We start from the raw sequence: 16931 nt of genomic DNA on the forward strand, positions 1-16931 counted from the left end.
TTCTCGGTCTCTCCCTGTACGGCCACCATGGGTCAAGGTGTCGGACCCACTTGCGGTAACCGTGCGGCTACAGCCTAACCATATGAGCGGGGGTCCGCTCACTGGGGCTGAAATCTCTGGGTCTTTCGGAGGTCGCCTGGCGTTCATTCAGCCACGACCACCGGGTCCGGCGCGAAGGGTTTTCGCTCGTACGGGGGCACTTCAGGACATCGCGGCGTGTCGCCGTGCGGTGAATACGCCGCCCGAAGCGTCGCCCGGGGCCGGCGGGGTGCGTGGGGCGGGGCGGTCGACGCGGGAGATTGGCGTCAACTCGCCCCCGCCACCACGTGCTAATCGCCCTCGACCGGCACGCTCTCGGTGCGCCCGCGCAGGGCCCGTACGAGGAAGAACGCCCCCACCAGCACGACCGTCACGACGAGGACGAGCAGGTCCGGCACCCGGTCGCCCATGCCGCGCGCCCACTGCTCGGCAGCGAAGGAGTTGTCGACGTCGAGGAGTCCGGGCAGCGCCGTCGTCCCGTCGAAGACGAGGAACAGCGTGCCGAGCGCCAGGAAGAACAGGCCGGAGGCGAGCGACGTCGAGTGCGTCTCGAAACGGCCGATGCGGACCGGGCGGCCGCGCAGCCACCGCTTCTTGCCGAGGTCGAACCGTTCCCACAGCAGGGCGAGCAGGAACAGCGGCACCGCCATGCCCAGGGCGTACACCGCGAGCAGCGCCCCGCCGTAGACCGGGTGCCCGCCGAGCGCCGCGACCGTCAGGACGCTGCCGAGGATCGGTCCCGCGCAGAATCCGGCGAGTCCGTAGACCGCCCCGAGCGCGTACACCGACACTGCGTTGGTGGGCCGGATGCGGCCGGAGAGCTCCGACATGCGGCGGGAGGCGAAGCCGCGGCCCGCGATCTGCAGCACGCCGAGCGCGATGATCAGCCAGCCGCCGACGGAGACGAGCAGGTCACGGTTGCCGTAGAAGAAGCGGCCCGCGTAGGAGCCCGCGGCGCCGAGCGGGACCAGGGTGGTGGCGAGGCCCAGGTAGAAGACGCCGGTACGGGCGACGAGCCGGGTCGGGCTGTCGATGGAGTACGCGAAGAACGCGGGCAGCAGCAGCGCGCTGCACGGGCTGAGCAGCGCGAGCAGGCCGCCGAGAAAGGCGGCGAAGTAGCCGATGTCGCTCACTTGTCGCCGCCGGACTTCGCGGCGGACTGCTCCTTCGCCGCCTCGATGGCCTGCTCGAACGCGGCCTCGGGCTGGGCGCCCGCGATGGGCGTCCCGTTGATGAGGAAGGACGGCGTGGAGGTGGCGCCGAGCGCGTACGCCTCGTCGCTGTCCTGCTTCACCGCGGCCTGCGCCGCCTTGCCCTCGAGGTCGGTGCGGAACTGGTCGAGATCCTTCACCCCGGCCTCGCGGGCGAGCGCGTCGAGGCGGTCGGCGCCGAAGCCCTTGTCCTTGGCGCCGTCGGCGTAGGCCGCCTTGTGGAACTGCCAGAAGCGGCCCTGCTGCCCGGCCGCCCAGGCGGCGCGCGCGGCGGACGTGGACTCGGCGCCGAAGATCGGGAAGTTGCGCCACTCGATGCGCAGCGTGCCGTCGTCGACGTACTTCTTGACGAGGTCGGGTTCGGTGTCGCGGGCGAACTTGCCGCAGTAGCCGCACTTGAAGTCGGCGTACTCGATGAGGACCACGGGCGCGTCGGCGCGGCCCTGCGCGAGCGGGTCCTTGGCGTCGCGCCGGGCCAGCTTGGTGAGCTTGTCGGTCAGCTCATCCTTGGCCTCGGTGGTGTCCGCCTGCTGATCGGACACGTCGGCCGCGTCGGTACGGGCCTCCGGCTTGGTCGCGGTGTACGAGACGGTGCCGAGGAGGATCGCGGCCACGGCGACCGCCGCGGCGATGGCGGCGGAGCGGCGCTGCTTGGTGCGGGTGGCGGTCGTGTCGGTGTTCTTGGGCATGCCGAAGTGGTCCTTGCGTGCGTGGGGAATGCGTGATGACGGGTGGGGCAGGGCGTCATCTACACGCGCAGGACGGACAGTTCGACCGGGGTGGGCGGATCGTTGGGCGGCGGCGGACCGCGGCCCGCCGGGGTCGGCGGCACGATGCCGGCGAGCGGCGCGGTGACGCCGTGCCCGTGCGCGTACGCGAGCGGGGCGAGGAGTTCGTGGGCGCTCGTGCCGCGCGAGGGCACGCCCTGGCGGCTGTCGGGGGCGTGCGGTCCCAACGGGTCGCAGTCGGTCGTGCCGCCGGGCGACGACACCTGCTGCACGGACGCGAGGACCGGGGCCGGCTGCACGGGCGCGCCACCGAGGTCACTGCCCCATGCCACGCCCAGCACGGTGACCAGGAGGGTCACCAGGAGGGCGGGGACGGTGAGGCGGCGCATGCGGGCAATTCTGCACCATGGGGGAAAAGGGACAGCGTTCACGTCCCGTTGACCGGTGGGTCGGCTGGGCCTCGGTTCGCCATGGTCTGCTTCCGGACAGGCTGCGGAAGAGCTTCGGGAGGAGTCGTCCATGGAACGCGTCGAACTGCGCACCGTCGAGGAACTGATGGCCTCGTTGAACGCCTGCCGGGGCGCCTGGGACACCCCGGACCGCAGCGGTGACCCCGTCGATCTGCACGATCACGCGCTCCAGACGGCGGCGCTGCTGCGCCGCTCCCGGCCCAGCGACAAGGAGTTGCAGGTCGCGGGGCTCGTCCACGACCTCGGGCATCTGCTGTGCCCGGGCGACGACGAGGGGCACGCGGACCGGGCAGCGGACGCGGTGCGCGGGCTGCTCGGCGAGCGGGTGGCGCAGCTCGTCCGGCTGCACGTCCCGGCGAAGCGGTATCTGGCGACGACCGAGCCGGGGCGCGGCCTGTCCGCGCAGAGCGCGCTGACGCTGGGCGTTCAGGGCGGGCCGATGACGCCGCGGGAGGTGGCGGAGTTCGAGGCGGACCCGCACGCGGAGGACGCGGTGACGGTGCGGCAGGCGGACGACGCGGGCAAGGTCGTGGGCCTGGACGCGGGGGTCCTGGAGGACTGGCGCCCGGTCCTCGAACTCGTGGCGGCCACCCACGCCTCGTACGTCCGCTAGCGCGGCCTCTACCAACCACCCACGAACCGTGCACGGCTGACACATCGTCACGCACGGGCCGCCCATGAGACCGTACGCCCATGACCTCGCGTCCCACGGATCACCCGCGTGTGCTCGACGGCAGGGCGGCCGTCGTCACCGGTGCCTCGCGCGGCATCGGCCGCGCGATCGCGGAGGAACTCGCCGACCGCGGCGCCCTGTTGTGCGTGACCGCCCGGGATCCGCACGGGGTGCGGGAGGCCGTCGCGGCGCTGCGGGCGCGCGGCGCGCAGGCAGTGGGTGTGCCCGGGTCCGTCGCCGATCCGGCGCATCTGTGGGAGGTGACGGAGCGGACGATGGCGGAGTTCGGGCGGGTCGACGTCGTCGTGAACAACGCGGCGACCAACCAGCCGTACGGGCCGCTCATGGACGCCGATCCGGACGCCTGGCGCACGGCGTTCACGGTCAACGTGGAGGCGCCGCTGCGCCTGATCCAGTGCGCGTGGCGGGCGTGGATGGGTGAGCACGGCGGCGCCGTCGTCAATGTGTGCACGGAGGGCGCGGCCCATGTCGGCCCGAACGTCGGCGCGTACGGCACCAGCAAGGCGGCGCTGCTGCACCTGACCGCTCAACTGGCGGGCGAGATGGGCCCGTTGGTGCGGGTCAACTCGGTCTCCCCCGGCCTGGTGCGCACCGAGATGGCCCGCTTCGTGTGGGAGCGGGCCGAGGAGTCGGTGGCGGCGGGACTTCCGGCCGGGCGGATCGGGGAGCCGGAGGACGTGGCGCGGGCGGTGCGCTGGCTGGTGTCGGACGAGGCGTCCTGGATCACCGGGGCGGAGCTGCTTGTGGACGGCGGTACGCGGGTGCGTGCGGCCTCAGCGGGCGGCGCCGCGAACGACGCCGTCCACCAGCGGCTGAGTCACCACTTGCCGGGCTCGTAGTCCTTCAGGAAGACGCCGTAGACGTCGTCGCCGGACTCGCCGCGCACGACGGGGTCGTAGACGCGGGCGGCGCCGTCGACCAGGTCGAGGGGGGCGTGGAAGCCCTCCTCGGCGAGGCGCAGCTTGTCGTAGTGCGGGCGCTCGTCGGTGATCCAGCCGGTGTCGACGGACGTCATGAGGATGCCGTCGGCCTGGAACATCTCCTGGGCGCTGGTCCGCGTCACCATGTTCATCGCGGCCTTGGCGGCGTTGGTGTTCGGGTGGCCCGCGCCCTTGTAGCCGCGGCCGAAGACGCCCTCCATCGCCGAGACGTTCACGACGTACGCGCGACCGCTCTCCGCCTTCTTCGCGGCATCGGACATGGCCGGGCGCAGCGCGCTGATCAGGATGAACGGCGAGGTGTAGTTGCACAGCTGGGTCTCGAGGAGCTCGACCGGGGAGATCTGGTCGATGGTCTGCACCCAGGTGTTGGACTCGACGACGTCGGGGACGAGGCCGCCCGCGTCGATCGCGGAGCCGTCGAGGTGTCGCTCGACGCTCGCGTTGCCGGCGACGAGCGCGAGGTCGGCGACCTTCTGGGCGTCGATGCCGCTGGTGCCGATGGGCAGCGCCTGGATGCCGTCGACGGAGCCCGAGTTGAAGGCGCCGATGACGGTGTGCGGCGGCAGCTCGCCCGCGGGCAGCGGCGCGCTCTCGCCGTCGACGAGGGCGGCGTAGGCGGAGGGCAGCCGGCGCACGGTCTGCGTCGCGTTGTTGATGAGGATGTCGAGCGGGCCGGCGGCGGACACCTGCTCGGCGAGGGCGACGGCCTGGCCCGGGTCGCGCAGGTCGATGCCGACGACCTCCAGGCGGTGGATCCAGTCCGCCGAGTCCTCCATCGCCTTGAAGCGGCGGATGGCGTCCTTGGGGAACCGGGTGGTGATCGTGGTGTGCGCGCCGTCGCGGAGGAGGCGCAGCGCGATGTACATGCCGATCTTGGCGCGGCCGCCGGTGAGCAGGGCGCGCTTGCCGGAGAGGTCGGCGCGGGCGTCGCGCTTGGTCCGGTTCAGGCGGGCGCAGTCGGGACAGAGCTGGTGGTAGAAGTAGTCGACTTCCACGTACCGGGTCTTGCACGTGTAGCAGGAGCGGGGGCGCTGGAGTACCCCGGCGAGCCGCCCCTCCTCGGTCTGCGAGGAGGGCAGGATGCCCTCGGTCTCGTCGTCGATGCGCTGCGCGGACCCGGTCGCCGTCGCCTCGGTGACCGCCTTGTCGTGGGCGGTCTTGGCGGCGCGGCGCTCCTGGCGGCGGCGCTGCTTCACGGTCCGGTAGATGCCTGCGGTGGCGCGGCGGACGGTGATCGCGTCGGGGTGGTCGACGTCGATCTCGTCAAGTTCCTCCAGGACGCTGAGGCAGACGGCGAGCCGCTCGGGGTCGATGCCGGGGCCGAGGGCGGGATCGTCGTGCTCGGCGGTGTCCGTGCCCTCGGCGGCGTCGGCGGCCTGGTTGTCGTCTGTCACGGTCATCGCCGCTGCTGTTCCTCGTGTCGCTCGTGCCGCGAGGAATCCGTCGGGATCGCGCGGCTGCCAAAAGGCGGCACCTTACAGGTCACTCGGTTGATCCCGCCAGATCCGGAGGATACTGGCGGGAGTGGGGTCGGCCAAATGACGGGCGTCACTCCCCCTCGGGCTCCGGCCGGTCCCGGGCGTCCTGCACCTTCGTCCGGTACAGCCACAGCAGGACGCCGGTGGTGAGGACGCCGAGCGCCACGGCCAGCTCCTTGTACCCCCCGTAGCCGCTCACGGAGAAGCCCGTGGCGCCGACGACGAGGATGACCAGGAGGAGGCCCGCGAGGGCCCAGGCGACGGGCACGAACACGTTCGGCAGCCGGATCGGCCGGGCCATGTCGGGGCGGTCGCGGCGCAGCAGCGCGAAGCCCGACAGAGCCAGGACGTGGGTGAGGATGTAGCCGAGGTTCCCGGTGACGATGATCGCCAACGGGGTGCCCAGGGTGGTGAGCGCCACGATGTTCAGGATCAGGGCGACGACCAGGGCCCTGGCGGGGACCCCGCGCCTGTTGAGGACACCGGCCTGCCGGATCGTCGTGCCCTCGACACCCATGTGATAGAGCACACGGGAGCCGTCGGCGAGCCCCGTGATCATGATGAGCAGCAGCGAGCCGATGAGGAAGACGACCATGAGGTCGGCGCCGCCGCCGATGAGGCGCTGGAACGCGGTGACGTAGAAGGTGGTCGGCTCCGCCGCGATGGGGCCCTCGCCCACGTACCCCCCGAGAGCGAGCGGCATCAGCACGAAGACGCCGAGGCAGAACAGGACGCCGGCCCGCAGGGCGCGCGAGGTGTCCTTGACGGTGTCCTTGTACTCGGGGGCGAAGGTCGCGCAGACCTCCACGCCGAACGAGGTCCACGCCATGATGTACAGCCACACCAGCGCCTCGCGCAGCCCCGCCGCGCCGCCCTGCAGGCTCCAGTGCAGGTTCGCCGCGGACCAGTCGCCGCTGAGGAACGGGCCGACGATGAACACCGCGAGCGGCACGAGGAGCATGGCGCCGGTGACGTAGACGACACCCATCGCGACGTGCAGGCCGGTCATCGCGGCGGCGAAGAGCAGCACGATGACGGCGAGGCCGACGGCGACGGGGAAGTCGACGGTGACGGGGCCGAGGCTCCACGACCAGTCCTGGCCGGGGAACCACTGGGCCTGCACGAGGGAGCCCACGATGCCCGCGTACACGGCGAGCGCGGTGGACCAGGGGAACCAGTAGCCGATGCTGGCGAGCGGGCCGACGACCGGTGCGCGCGATCTCCAGCCCTCGGTGGCGTAGTGGGTGATGCCGCCGGAGGAGTCGGGGAACATCGCGGCGAGTTCGGTGTAGATCCAGTTCGCGGCGGTGGCCAGGACGGTGGCGAAGGCCCACAGGGCGAGGGCGCCCCAGGCGCCGAGTCCGCCGATGGAGCCGCCGAGGGAGGCGATGAGCGCGGCGGGCATGGTGAGCGACAGGGCGAAACCGTCGTACCAGCGCATCTTCTTGCCGAGGGCGTCCTGGGCGGGGGCCGGTTCCGTGGCCGGGGGCCGGTTGCTGTTGTCGAGTCGGGAGGACATGCGTGATCCCCTTCGGGGTGCATGGGGGGTGCGGCGGGGCGCGGGCCCCGCCGTCGTGAGGGCCGGGTTCTCAGAGGTCGAGGACGAGGCGGCTGCCGAGGCAGCGCGAGACGCAGAGCATCATGGTGGTGGCGGTGTGCTTCTCCTCGTCGGTGAGGAGGTCGTCGCGGTGGTCGGGGTCTCCTGCCAGGACCTTGGTCTCGCAGGACCCGCACAGGCCCATCTCGCAGGACGAGTCGACGGCGACCCCCGCGCCGCGGACCGCGTCGAGCACGCTGCGGCCGGCGGGCACGTCGACGTCGATCCCGGAGCGCTCCAGCCGGACGGTGAACTCCCCTCCCGTGCTCGACACTTGGGGCGCGGGTGTGAAGCGTTCCGTGCGGACGGGGCCGGGGTGCGCGGCGCGGACCGCGTCGAGCAGTCCCGGCGGGCCGCAGGCGTGGACGGTGGCGTCGGGCCACTCGGCGAGGAATCCGGCGAGGTCGGGCCGGCCGGTCTCGTCCTCCGGGGCGAGGGTGACGGATCCTTCGGGCAGTTCGTCGAGGAAGGCCATGGTGGCGCGGGAGCGGCCGCCGTACAGCAGCCGCCATGGTGCGCCGCGCGCGGCGAGCCGGCGGGCCATGGGGAGCAGCGGGGTGATGCCGATGCCGCCGGCGACGAGCACATGCCGTCCCGCGTCGGCGAGTTCGAAGTTGTTGCGGGGGCGCGAGACCGTCAGCAGATCGCCGGGGCGCAGCTCGTCGTGGACGTGGGCCGAGCCGCCGCGGCCCTCGGGCACCCGCAGCACGGCGACGCGGTAGTGCCCGAGGTCGGCGGGGTCGGAGCAGAGCGAGTACTGCCGTACGAGGCCGGGGGCGAGGTGCAGATCCAGATGGGCGCCGGGCGTCCAGGGGGCGAGCGGGGCTCCGTCCGGACGGGCCAGGGTGAGCGCCACCACGCCGTCGGCGACGCGCTCCACGGCGCGGACCAGGAGGCGGTCCACCGCGGGTTCGGGGGTGCCGGGGGCCATCGCGCTATCCCTGCCCGGAGGCGAGCGCCGCCTCGGTGCGGCGCATCAACTCTCCGAACGCGCGCCGGTAATTGAGGGTGAAGAGGTCGGCGGGCGCGGAGAACTCGGGCACCTCGCCGTCCCAGGGGACCTCGCGCGGCCGGATGTTCTCCACGATCGGAAGGTCCTCCAGATAGACCATCTCCTCCACGCGCAGGCACTCCTCGATCGAGTCTCCCTGGAAGTCGCGGTCGTTGGCGACGCCCCAGAAGATCTTGACCTGCTCGTACGAGACCGGGGAGGGGAACCCGGCGACGATGCGCAGGCCCGCCCTCGCGTAGTGGTAGCTGATGCTGGCGAGGCCCGGTGCGGTGCACTGGTAGGCCATCATGCAGTCGCCCTGGGCGGCCCAGTCGCCGCTGCCCGCGTCCAGGGGGCGCTCCATGTGCACGTCGAGTCCGTCGCGGCGCACTTCGAGGGGCTCGACGACCTCCGGGGTCGGTCCCATGGACACCTGGTGGACGAAGGGGAAGTGTGCGACGTCGCGGAAGTTCTCGATGGCGACGGCGACTCCGGTGGGCGAGTGGAGCGGCTCGGCGGCCAGCCATTCCAGGTCGCGGCCGCGCCATGCCTCGGGGTCGTACAGCTCGGTGACGGGTTCCTCCAGCACGGTCCACACGTGCCCGAAGCGTTCGACGGCCGGGTACACCGGAACCTTCGCCTTCGGCGGGATGCGGCCCTGGTCGGCGAGGGAGGGCACGTAGGTGCACGCGCCGTCCGCGCCGTCGAAGCGCCAGCCGTGGTACGGGCAGCCGATCGAGCGGCCGTGGACCTTGCCGAGGGAGAGGTCGGCGCCGCGGTGCGGGCAGCGGCGGGCGGTGACGCGGGCGGTGCCTTCGTCGTCGCGGAACACGGTGAGCTGCTCGCCGAGGAGGACGGCGGGCTGCGGCGCGCCGAGGTCGACGGAGCGGGCGACGGGGAACCAGGAGTGGCGCATGGCGCGCTCTGCCTGCTCGCGTTTGCTGAGGGTGAGGGTCTGCTGGGTCATCAAGAGACCTTGTCTGTACGGGGTGGGGTCCGGGTCAGATGCCGACGACGAGGGCGCCGCCGTTGACGGGGATCGTCTGGCCGGTGATGAACGCGCCGGTGTCGGCGGCGAGGAAGGCGACCACGTCGGCGATCTCCGAGGGCTGGGCGATCCGCCCGATGGGCACGGCGGCCAGTTCGGCCTCGTAGTTGCCGTCGGGCACCATGCGGGTGGCGACGGCGCCGGGCGCGACGGCGTTGACGAGGATGCGTTCGCCGGCGAACTCCTGGGCGAGGGTCTTCATCAGGCCCAGCTGCGCGGCCTTGGACACCATGTAGCCGTAGCTGTGGCCGTCGGGGACCTGCCCCCACTGCGAGTTGACGAAGACGACGCGGGCGTTGGCGCTGCGGCGGAGTTCGGGCAGGGCGGCGCGGGTGAGGTGCAGCGGGGCCCAGACGTTGACCGCGAGCAGCCGGGCGAAGTCGGCGTCGTCGGTGTCCGCGAGACCCGTCATGGAGTGGATCAGGCCGGCGTTGTGCACGAGGATGTCGATCCCGCCGAGTGCGGCGACGGCCCCTGCGACCAGCTTCTCTGCCTGGTCGCGGTCGGTGATGTCTGCGGTGAACGGCACGGCCGTGCCGCCCGCCGCCGTGATCTCGCCCGCGGTGTCGGCGAGTTCGGCGACGTCGAGGTCGGCGAGGGCGAGCTGCGCCCCGCGCGCGGCGAGGGCCAGGGCGTGCGCGCGGCCCATGCCGCGGGCGGCGCCGGTGATCAGTGCGCGGCGGCCGGCGAGATCCGTGTTCATGGGGGCGGTGCTCACGCGGCGGCTCCCGCGGGGTGCGGCTCGGTGACGTAGAGCATGTTGCCGTCGGGGTCGTAGAAGGGCCGGTACCGGTACCAGGTGCCGGACGGGTGGTGCCAGTCGATCTGCTGGTCGGTGACCCATTCGACGGTGCCGTCGAGCGCGGCGTGGGCGGCGTCCAGGTCGTCGACCGCGAAGGCGATCGAGTCGAGGCCGGGGGCGTTCTCGGCGTTGACCTCGGTGCGGCGCGGGGCGTGCGCTCCCGTCTCGGACTTGAAGAGGTACAGCGTGAGGTTGCCGAGGTCGATGGCGGCCCACTCCTCCTCGGGCTGGTACGGGAGGTGGAAGGGCAGGCCGAGGGTGCCGTGGTAGAAGTCCACGAGGCGTTGCACGTCGTGGGTGAGGATGTCCATGTTGTCGATGCGCTTGACCTTGATCATGCGGTGTGCTGCTCCTTACTCGCTGGTGTGCGGGGTGCGGCAGGGCGGTCCGGGGACGATGCGCAGCGCGCGGGCCGCGAAGTCGATCCGGACGCTCGCCAGGGTCTGGAAGGCGTCGGCGCGGCCGTGCGGGGCGTGCACGCAGACGCCTCCGCTGTGGTCGCGCAGTGCGTCGAGGGCCTCGGTGTCGCCGAGGTCGGCGCCGCGTCCGGTGAGGGTGCGGCGCAGCACCTCGTAGCGGACGAGGGTGTCGGGGTCGGTGACCGGTTCGGTGTCGCCGTCGGCCGCGGGGCGGACGAGGAAGTGGTTGGTGTGCAGCAGCAGCCCGTCGGGGTCGGGCAGCACGTGCGCGGGGCCGCCGGGCCACAACTCCGCGGCGACGGCGGTCTTCCCGGCGTCGAGCCCGCCGACGACGGTGAGCGTGGTGGACGCGGAGACGGGGGCGGAGCCGAGGACGGCGAGTGCCTCGGTCACGGTGTCGCAGGTGTCGAGGAGCCGGCGGGCGATCACGTGGACGGGGACGCCCGGCGCTCCCCCGTCGTGCCGGTGGTGCAGGATGTTGAACAGGCAGCCCACACCTCGGTCGTTGACACCGATCTTGCCGACGATGCCGTACTCGGTGAGGGTGACGGTGCGCCGCGGTGGCCCTTCGCCGGACGGGTGCGGGATCTCCCACTCCAGCCAGTTACCGGCGAGTCCGGCGTACCAGTCCCAGTTCTGCGCGGCGAGCGGCTCCTGCCCCGGTCCACGGAGCGCGACGACGGTACTGCACTCTCCCGCCGCGGGCCCGCGGCGGGCGTCCGCGAGGAGTTCGGTCCTGGCGTTGACGGCGGCGACGGCCTCCACGGGCTGTCCGGAGCCCTCGGCGATCCCCCTTATTTCCAGGGCGAGTTCGGGTGCCCAGCGTTCGACGGCGGCGAGGGCCGCACGACCGGGGACGGTCAGATCGGTCAGGCCGCCGCGCCCGAACAGCTCCCGGTATCCGGCGACGGTCGCGGCGACCCGGTCGCGCCACGTCTCTCCGAATTCCCGTCCGCGTGCCCTCGGTTCGAGCGCGGTCGACACGAACCGTGTGTGCGCCGCGCTCACCGTCCGGTCACCGGGAGGCGGGGGCGTACGTGGTCGGCCACATCGGCGAGCGGCGCGTACCAGGCGCCGCCGCGCTCGGCGAACTTCTCGATGAGCCGGGCGAGTTCGACGTAGCGCTGGGGTCGGCCGATGACTTCGGGGTGCATCGTGTAGACGACGTGCCGGCGCTCGGCCCTGGCCAGGTCGAACTCGGCGAGCCAGGACGTGTACAGCTCGCCGGGCGCGGCGGTGTTGCCGCCGGTGTCGATGTTCCAGCCGTAGCGCGGCCAGTCGTCGAGGGACCAGTGCACCGGAAGTTCCAACAGGGCGTTGCCGTCGTGGAGTTCGTAGTACGGACGGTCGTCGCCCATACAGGACGAGTCGTAGCCGAATCCGTGCTCGACGAGCAGGTCGAAGGTCTCGGGGGTGAGCTCCCAGGACGTGGACCGGTAGCCGGTGGGCCGCGGTGCGCCCGCCTTCTCCAGCGCGGCGAGCCCCTGCTCGATCTCCGCGCGCTGCGCGTCCGGCGACACCTTGTCGCTGCGTAGATGGAGGTGTCCGTGGTGTGCGATCTCGTGACCGCCCGTCAGGATGCTCTCCACCAGACCGGGGTGGATCTGCGCGGTGTACCCCGGCACGAAGAACGTGGCCCGGATGCCGTGCTCGGCCAGCAGCCGCAGGATGCGGGGCATGCCGCGCACGACGCCGTACCGGCCCTCGGACAGAGTCGTCAACCGGCGTTCGTAGGCGGGCCCTTCGCCGAGCCATCCGGCCTCGGCGTCCACGTCGAAGGTGAGGGAGACGGCGGCTTCCGCACCGCCGGGCCACTCCCACTCCCCCACCTCGGGCAGCATCGCTTGCGTCGACATACTCACACTCCTCAGCGCATTGCGTACCAGCTCGCGACGACAGCCCCGGATTGCGCAGCAAGGAAGGGTTTCGGGGGCGCATCGCGTCACGCCGGGAAACATACGCTGCGCATTGCGCGAACATCAAGGGTCCCGCTCTACGCAATCGGAAACCTGGGGGTGGCTTTCGCTACGCGATCAGGAGCCGCGTGCACTCCGCGCGACGCATCACACGAGGTCGACGGACGATGTCCCGCGCATCGCGCCTAGGATCACCCTCATGACGGAACTCGACGACCTCGACGAACTGGACCGCGCGATCATCTCCGCGCTGGAGGAGGACGGACGCCGGGCGTTCCGGGAGATCGCCCGGTCCCTCGACGTCTCCGAAGGCACGGTGCGCGGGCGGTTCCGCCGCCTGGAGGAGGCGGGCATCGTCAAGATCACCGCGTTCGCGAATCCCGGCCGCTTCAGCAGGGGCAATCTGGCCCTGCTGTTCGTACGCGTCGCGCCGGAGCGGCACGACGCGGTCGTGGCGGCGCTGTGCGCCTGCGACGAGGTGAGTTACGTGTCGACCACGCTCGGCAAGTGGGACGTGTTCGCCCAGGTGCTCGTCGCCGACGCCAAGGAACTGTGGGCCTTCCTCCAAAGTCGGGTCCGTTCGCTCGACGGCGTACTGGAGACGGAGTCGACCCTGGAGGCGGCCGTGCACAAACTCTGGTTCGACGGCCACGGCTCGCCGCAGGTGTCACCCGACGACAAGCCGTCCACGCCCTTCTAGCCGGTCACCTTCTCGCACGCGGCCGTGAGTTCGGCCACCTCGTCCCGCACCGCCCGCGCCAGCACGTCCAGATCCGGCACGGCGGCCGCGTCGGCGACGAGCCCGTAGTGGACCCGTCCGCGGTACGTCGACACGGCGACGGCGAGGGACTGGCCCTGGGCGAGCGGCGCCAGCGGGAAGACCTCGGTGAGCGGGCAGCCGCCGAGCTTCAGGCCGAGGCTGGGCAGCGGGACGCTCGTGACCAGCAGGTCGAACAGCAGGCGGGCGTTCTGGCCGACGAGGCCGCCGCCGAGGCGCAGCCCGATCGGTGGCACGTGGTCGGCGAGCAGGGCCACGGCGCCCGCCCCGCGCGAGGGCCCGGCGTCCTTGTGCCGGTCCATGGACGCGCGGACGGCCCGCAGCCGCTCCACGGGGTCGGGCTCGGCGACGGGGAGCCGGACCAGGTAGCCGGAGAGCCGGTTGCCCTGCGGGTTCGCGGTGCGGGGCCTGCGGCGGGAGACCGGGACGAGGGCGCGGGGTTCGACGCCTTCGCTGCCGTCGCCGCGCTCGTCGAGCCAGCGGCGGACGGCTCCTGCGACCACGGCGATCAGTACGTCGTTCACCGTGCCGCCGACCGTCTTGCGGATGCGGTGCACGTCGTCGAGGTCGAGGACGACCCCGGCGGTGCGCCGGGTGCCGCTGGCCTTCGAGGTGAGCGCGGGCGACGTGCGGACGCCCCAGGTGGCGCGGGCGACGGAGGCGCCGATGGACACGGCCTGCGTGGCGGTGGCCGCCAGGGTGCGCACGTGGTCGGCGTAGCGGCGCGGGTCGAGGTCGCCGAGCGTGATCTCGCGCATGCCGGGGACCGGCAGCCGCAGTCCGCGGCGCGCGGCGGGCGCCTCCTTCGGGGCCCGTCCGGCGGGCAGGGCCATGGGGTCCATCACGCCCGCGGCGAGGGTCAGGGCGCGCAGGCCGTCGGCCAGGGCGTGGTGGAACTTGAAGAGCACGGCGAACGACGCGCCGTCGGCGGCCGGCAGGACGTGCGCCTCCCACGGCGGGCGGGCGCGGTCGAGCGGGGATTCCATGAGCGCGCCGGCCGCGGCGTGGAAGTCCTCCACGGGCCCGGTCAGCCACACGTGGTCGAGCGGGTCGAAGTCGGTGGCGGGCACGCGGGCCGCGCCGCCGACCGGCACGAGTACCCCGGCGATCCGCATGCGCAGGCCCGGCACGCCCGCGGCGCGGGCGGCGAGCAGTTCGAAGGCGTGCTGGGCGGCGCCGGGCCCTTCGGCCTCGAACACGCCGAGCGCCCCCAGGTGCATGGGGTGTTCGGCGGTCTCGATGTTCCAGAAGGTCAGGTCGAGTGGAGCGAGCAAGTCCGAACTCAGAGAGGTCATGGAGGGCTCTCGCGTCGACAACGGGAGAGGGCAGTCAACCCTCCGCAGTCGATTACGGTCAAGTACGATCACGCCACGCTGCGTTAACAACTGATGAAGACCCGCCCCTCTGGGAGAGGCGGGTCTCATGTGACTCAGTGGACCACTCAAGTGGCGTGTCTTTTACGTCACTTGAGTGCGGGAGGCGCCGCGTCGGCGCCGGTCCCCCACGCCGACGGCTCGCCGCCGACGGTGAAGGACAGGTTCCGCAGACCGCGCAGATCCTCCGTGGTCAGATACGTCTTGTCGTACGCGGCGCCGTCCGTCCGCGCCGACTGGATGTATCGGTTGCCCTCCGAGGTGCCGGGCGCCCGGACGGTCAGCGCGCCCTTCGGGTAGTAGCGCCGGTCGAGCGTGACGTCGACCCGCTCGAAGACGGGCGTCGACAGGCTCCACGTGTCCGTGCCGGGCTGCACCGGGAAGATCCCGATCGACGACAGGACGTTCCAGGCGGACATCGTGCCCAGGTCGTCGTTGCCGGTCATGCCGGTCGGCGTGTCGGTGAACAGGGTCAGCGCGGCGTGCACCACGTCGGTGGTCTTCCACGGCTGGCCGGTGGAGAGATACGTGTACGGCGCGATCAGGTCGGGCTCGTTCTGCGGGTTGTACTTGTCCGCGTTGTAGTAGTCGTACGGGCCGTTGACCCACACCTCCCGGGCGGTCTTCGCGGGGTCCTTCACCAGCTCCTCGTAGGCGAAGAACGAGTCGAGCCGCTTGTTCGCGGCCTCCTTTCCGCCGATCAGGCCCACCATGCCGGGCAGGTCCTGCGGCACGAGCCACTGGTACTGCCAGGACGTGCCCTCGTGGAAGCCCTCGCTCTTCGCCGGGTCGGCGGGCCCGGTGAAGGCGCCGGACGCGTCGCGCGCGCGGAAGAATCCGGTCGAGTCGTCGAAGATCTTCCGGTAGTTCTGCGCCCGCTCGGCGTACCGCTTCGCGTCGTCCTCGTGGCCGAGTTCCTTCGCCATCTGGCCGAGCATGGCGTCGGACAGGGCGTACTCCAGGGTGGCCGAGGCCCCGTGGTCGTAATCGGAGTCACCGGGCTTCACGTGCTCGCGGCCCTTGATGTACGGCGCGAACCCGTCGGCCAGGTACTCCTTGTTGGCCTCGCGGCCCACGGGGGCGGAGTCGGCCGGCGGCACGCCGTCGGCGTTCTTCTTCAGGGCCCGGTAGGCGTCCTCCTCGTGCCCCTTGAGCAGGCCCTGCTGGTAGGCGTTGGTGAGGAACGGGGTGACCGGGTCGCCGGTCATGATGTTCGTCTCGACCGTGCCGTAGCCCCACTTGGGCAGCCAGCCGCTGTCCCGGTCGATCCGGATCACCGACAGCGCCATGTCCCGCGACTCGCGCGGGGCGAGCAGGGACAGCAGCTGCGCCTGGGTGCGGTACGTGTCCCAGAGCGACCAGTTCTGGTAGTACGTGAACCCGTCGGCGCGGTGGATCTTCTGGTCCCAGCCGGTGTAGCGGCCGTCGACGTCGCTGCCGATGTTCGGCGCGAGGAACGAGCGGTACAGCGAGGAGTAGAAGGTCCGCCGCAGGGTCTCACTGCCGCCCTGCGCCTTCACGTCGTCGAGCCGGTCCTCCCACGCGGACCGCGCGGCGCCACGCACGGAGTCGAAGGAGCGCCCGCCCTCCTTGGCGAGGTTGAGCGCGGCACCGCGCTCGTCGACGTAGGAGATCGCGGTGGTCGCCTCGACGGTGCGGTCCTTGCCGGTGTCGAAGCGGACGTACGCGCCGTTGCGCTCGGCGTCCGCGGCCGAGGACTTGGAGCCCGCGGTGACGGTGTCACCCTTCCAGGTGCCTGACGAGGCGAACGGGCGGTCGAACTTCGTGATCGTGTAGAGCGTGTACTCCTTGGTGTCCTGGCAGAAGCCGCTGCCGGTGATGGCCGTGCGCACCGTCCGGCTGTCGAGGATGTCGACCTTGGTGTGCACGTTCTTGTGCAGCGACTGGCCCGCGTTGAACATCACGTTGGCCTTGCCGGTGGCCGGGAACGTGTACTTCTGCACGCCGGTCCGCTTGGTGGCGCTCAGCTCGGCGTCGACTCCGGACTTCAGGCCCACCTTGTAGTAGCCGGGCGAGGCCTTCTCGTCGTCGTGGCTGAACTCGGCCGCGTACTTCGCGTAGTCCGTGCTCCCGATGTCGCCCACGGTCGGCAGCACCGGCAGATCGCCGCCCAGGCCGCAGCCCACGCCGGACAGATGGACGGAGGAGAACCCGCGGATGTGGTTCTCCGAGTAGTCGTAGCCGGTGTTGTGCCCGGTGTCGGGCGCGAGCTGCACCATCCCGAAGGGCACGGCGGCGCCCGGGTAGGTGTTGCCCTCGTTCTCCGTGCCGATGAACGGGTTGACGAGATCGGTGAGGCGGCCGTCGTCGGCGGCGGCCGAGGCCGCGGCGGGCGCCGCGAGCCCGGCGCCGAGCAGGGCCGCGGCGGCCGCCATCACCCCCAACGCCCGGGATCTGAACCGATGGTGACGTGTACTCATGCTGA

16 protein-coding genes are annotated in these 16931 nt (G+C 71.9%); 3 read left to right on the plus strand and 13 right to left on the minus strand.

What is annotated here, in order from left to right:
- Positions 1–329 precede the first annotated feature (329 nt).
- The 3 genes from ACFV9W_RS00565 to ACFV9W_RS00575 are packed head-to-tail and all read right to left on the minus strand — an operon-like array spanning position 330 to position 2367.
- Complete coding sequence (locus ACFV9W_RS00565; protein WP_385753784.1) at positions 330–1172, minus strand: cytochrome c biogenesis CcdA family protein; 843 nt, start codon at positions 1170–1172, stop codon at positions 330–332.
- Positions 1169–1939, minus strand: a complete 771-nt coding sequence (locus ACFV9W_RS00570) for a DsbA family protein (RefSeq protein ID WP_385753787.1) — start codon at positions 1937–1939, stop codon at positions 1169–1171. Before ACFV9W_RS00570 ends, ACFV9W_RS00565 begins: the two co-directional genes overlap by 4 nt.
- 59 nt (positions 1940–1998) lie before the next feature.
- A complete protein-coding gene (locus tag ACFV9W_RS00575; protein WP_385753791.1) occupies positions 1999–2367 on the minus strand; it encodes a hypothetical protein in 369 nt (122 codons plus the stop codon).
- A 130-nt stretch (positions 2368–2497) separates the two neighbouring features.
- Here ACFV9W_RS00575 and ACFV9W_RS00580 point away from each other — a divergent pair, with 130 nt between their 5' ends.
- Positions 2498–3061, plus strand: a complete 564-nt coding sequence (locus ACFV9W_RS00580) for an HD domain-containing protein (RefSeq protein ID WP_385753793.1) — start codon at positions 2498–2500, stop codon at positions 3059–3061.
- Between the two features lie 80 nt (positions 3062–3141).
- Entirely contained in the window at positions 3142–3981 is an 840-nt protein-coding gene (locus ACFV9W_RS00585; RefSeq protein WP_385753796.1) for an SDR family oxidoreductase, read from the plus strand.
- On the opposite strand, the gene ACFV9W_RS00590 is transcribed toward ACFV9W_RS00585, so the two are convergent.
- The 8 genes from ACFV9W_RS00590 to ACFV9W_RS00625 all read right to left on the minus strand — a co-directional run bounded on the left by ACFV9W_RS00590 (position 3960) and on the right by ACFV9W_RS00625 (position 12274).
- Positions 3960–5483 (minus strand): SDR family NAD(P)-dependent oxidoreductase, encoded by a 1524-nt coding sequence (locus ACFV9W_RS00590; protein ID WP_385753799.1) that lies wholly within the window; start codon positions 5481–5483, stop codon positions 3960–3962. The genes ACFV9W_RS00585 and ACFV9W_RS00590 overlap by 22 nt on opposite strands.
- A 148-nt stretch (positions 5484–5631) precedes the next feature.
- Positions 5632–7080: an APC family permease gene (locus ACFV9W_RS00595; protein ID WP_385753802.1), complete on the minus strand. Its 1449-nt coding sequence runs from the start codon at positions 7078–7080 to the stop codon at positions 5632–5634.
- Positions 7081–7150: 70 nt separating this feature from the next.
- Positions 7151–8089, minus strand: coding sequence for a PDR/VanB family oxidoreductase (locus ACFV9W_RS00600; RefSeq protein ID WP_385753804.1), 939 nt, complete (start codon positions 8087–8089; stop codon positions 7151–7153).
- 4 nt (positions 8090–8093) lie between these two features.
- Entirely contained in the window at positions 8094–9116 is a 1023-nt protein-coding gene (locus ACFV9W_RS00605) for a Rieske 2Fe-2S domain-containing protein (protein ID WP_385753807.1), read from the minus strand.
- Between the two features lie 34 nt (positions 9117–9150).
- Positions 9151–9915 (minus strand): SDR family NAD(P)-dependent oxidoreductase, encoded by a 765-nt coding sequence (locus ACFV9W_RS00610; protein WP_385753809.1) that lies wholly within the window; start codon positions 9913–9915, stop codon positions 9151–9153.
- Positions 9912–10337: a VOC family protein gene (locus tag ACFV9W_RS00615; RefSeq protein ID WP_385753813.1), complete on the minus strand. Its 426-nt coding sequence runs from the start codon at positions 10335–10337 to the stop codon at positions 9912–9914. Before ACFV9W_RS00615 ends, ACFV9W_RS00610 begins: the two co-directional genes overlap by 4 nt.
- 15 nt (positions 10338–10352) lie before the next feature.
- Entirely contained in the window at positions 10353–11402 is a 1050-nt protein-coding gene (locus ACFV9W_RS00620) for a C45 family autoproteolytic acyltransferase/hydolase (protein WP_385753816.1), read from the minus strand.
- Positions 11403–11422: 20 nt separating this feature from the next.
- Positions 11423–12274 carry a polysaccharide deacetylase gene (locus ACFV9W_RS00625; RefSeq protein ID WP_385753819.1) on the minus strand — a complete coding sequence of 284 codons (852 nt, stop codon included), beginning with the start codon at positions 12272–12274 and terminating at the stop codon, positions 11423–11425.
- Between the two features lie 259 nt (positions 12275–12533).
- On the opposite strand from ACFV9W_RS00625, the gene ACFV9W_RS00630 reads away from it, so the two are divergent.
- Complete coding sequence (locus tag ACFV9W_RS00630) at positions 12534–13034, plus strand: Lrp/AsnC family transcriptional regulator (protein WP_385753822.1); 501 nt, start codon at positions 12534–12536, stop codon at positions 13032–13034.
- On the opposite strand, the gene ACFV9W_RS00635 is transcribed toward ACFV9W_RS00630, so the two are convergent.
- Positions 13031–14398 (minus strand): wax ester/triacylglycerol synthase family O-acyltransferase, encoded by a 1368-nt coding sequence (locus tag ACFV9W_RS00635; RefSeq protein WP_385754871.1) that lies wholly within the window; start codon positions 14396–14398, stop codon positions 13031–13033. The genes ACFV9W_RS00630 and ACFV9W_RS00635 overlap by 4 nt on opposite strands.
- Positions 14399–14574: 176 nt before the next feature.
- Positions 14575–16926, minus strand: coding sequence for a GH92 family glycosyl hydrolase (locus tag ACFV9W_RS00640; protein WP_385753824.1), 2352 nt, complete (start codon positions 16924–16926; stop codon positions 14575–14577).
- Positions 16927–16931: the final 5 nt, after the last annotated feature.

Source organism: Streptomyces sp. NPDC059897, from assembly GCF_042730865.1.
Lineage (GTDB): Bacteria > Actinomycetota > Actinomycetes > Streptomycetales > Streptomycetaceae > Streptomyces.

What these genes read in the sequence shown, in the direction of transcription:
- ACFV9W_RS00570 (WP_385753787.1), bottom strand. Translation starts at nt 1,939, where the DNA reads ATGCCCAAGAACACCGACACGACCGCCACCCGCACCAAGCAGCGCCGC.
- ACFV9W_RS00575 (WP_385753791.1), bottom strand. Translation starts at nt 2,367, where the DNA reads ATGCGCCGCCTCACCGTCCCCGCCCTCCTGGTGACCCTCCTGGTCACC.
- ACFV9W_RS00580 (WP_385753793.1), top strand. Translation starts at nt 2,498, where the DNA reads ATGGAACGCGTCGAACTGCGCACCGTCGAGGAACTGATGGCCTCGTTG.
- ACFV9W_RS00585 (WP_385753796.1), top strand. Translation starts at nt 3,142, where the DNA reads ATGACCTCGCGTCCCACGGATCACCCGCGTGTGCTCGACGGCAGGGCG.
- ACFV9W_RS00590 (WP_385753799.1), bottom strand. Translation starts at nt 5,483, where the DNA reads ATGACCGTGACAGACGACAACCAGGCCGCCGACGCCGCCGAGGGCACG.
- ACFV9W_RS00595 (WP_385753802.1), bottom strand. Translation starts at nt 7,080, where the DNA reads ATGTCCTCCCGACTCGACAACAGCAACCGGCCCCCGGCCACGGAACCG.
- ACFV9W_RS00600 (WP_385753804.1), bottom strand. Translation starts at nt 8,089, where the DNA reads ATGGCCCCCGGCACCCCCGAACCCGCGGTGGACCGCCTCCTGGTCCGC.
- ACFV9W_RS00605 (WP_385753807.1), bottom strand. Translation starts at nt 9,116, where the DNA reads ATGACCCAGCAGACCCTCACCCTCAGCAAACGCGAGCAGGCAGAGCGC.
- ACFV9W_RS00615 (WP_385753813.1), bottom strand. Translation starts at nt 10,337, where the DNA reads ATGATCAAGGTCAAGCGCATCGACAACATGGACATCCTCACCCACGAC.
- ACFV9W_RS00625 (WP_385753819.1), bottom strand. Translation starts at nt 12,274, where the DNA reads ATGTCGACGCAAGCGATGCTGCCCGAGGTGGGGGAGTGGGAGTGGCCC.
- ACFV9W_RS00630 (WP_385753822.1), top strand. Translation starts at nt 12,534, where the DNA reads ATGACGGAACTCGACGACCTCGACGAACTGGACCGCGCGATCATCTCC.
- ACFV9W_RS00640 (WP_385753824.1), bottom strand. Translation starts at nt 16,926, where the DNA reads ATGAGTACACGTCACCATCGGTTCAGATCCCGGGCGTTGGGGGTGATG.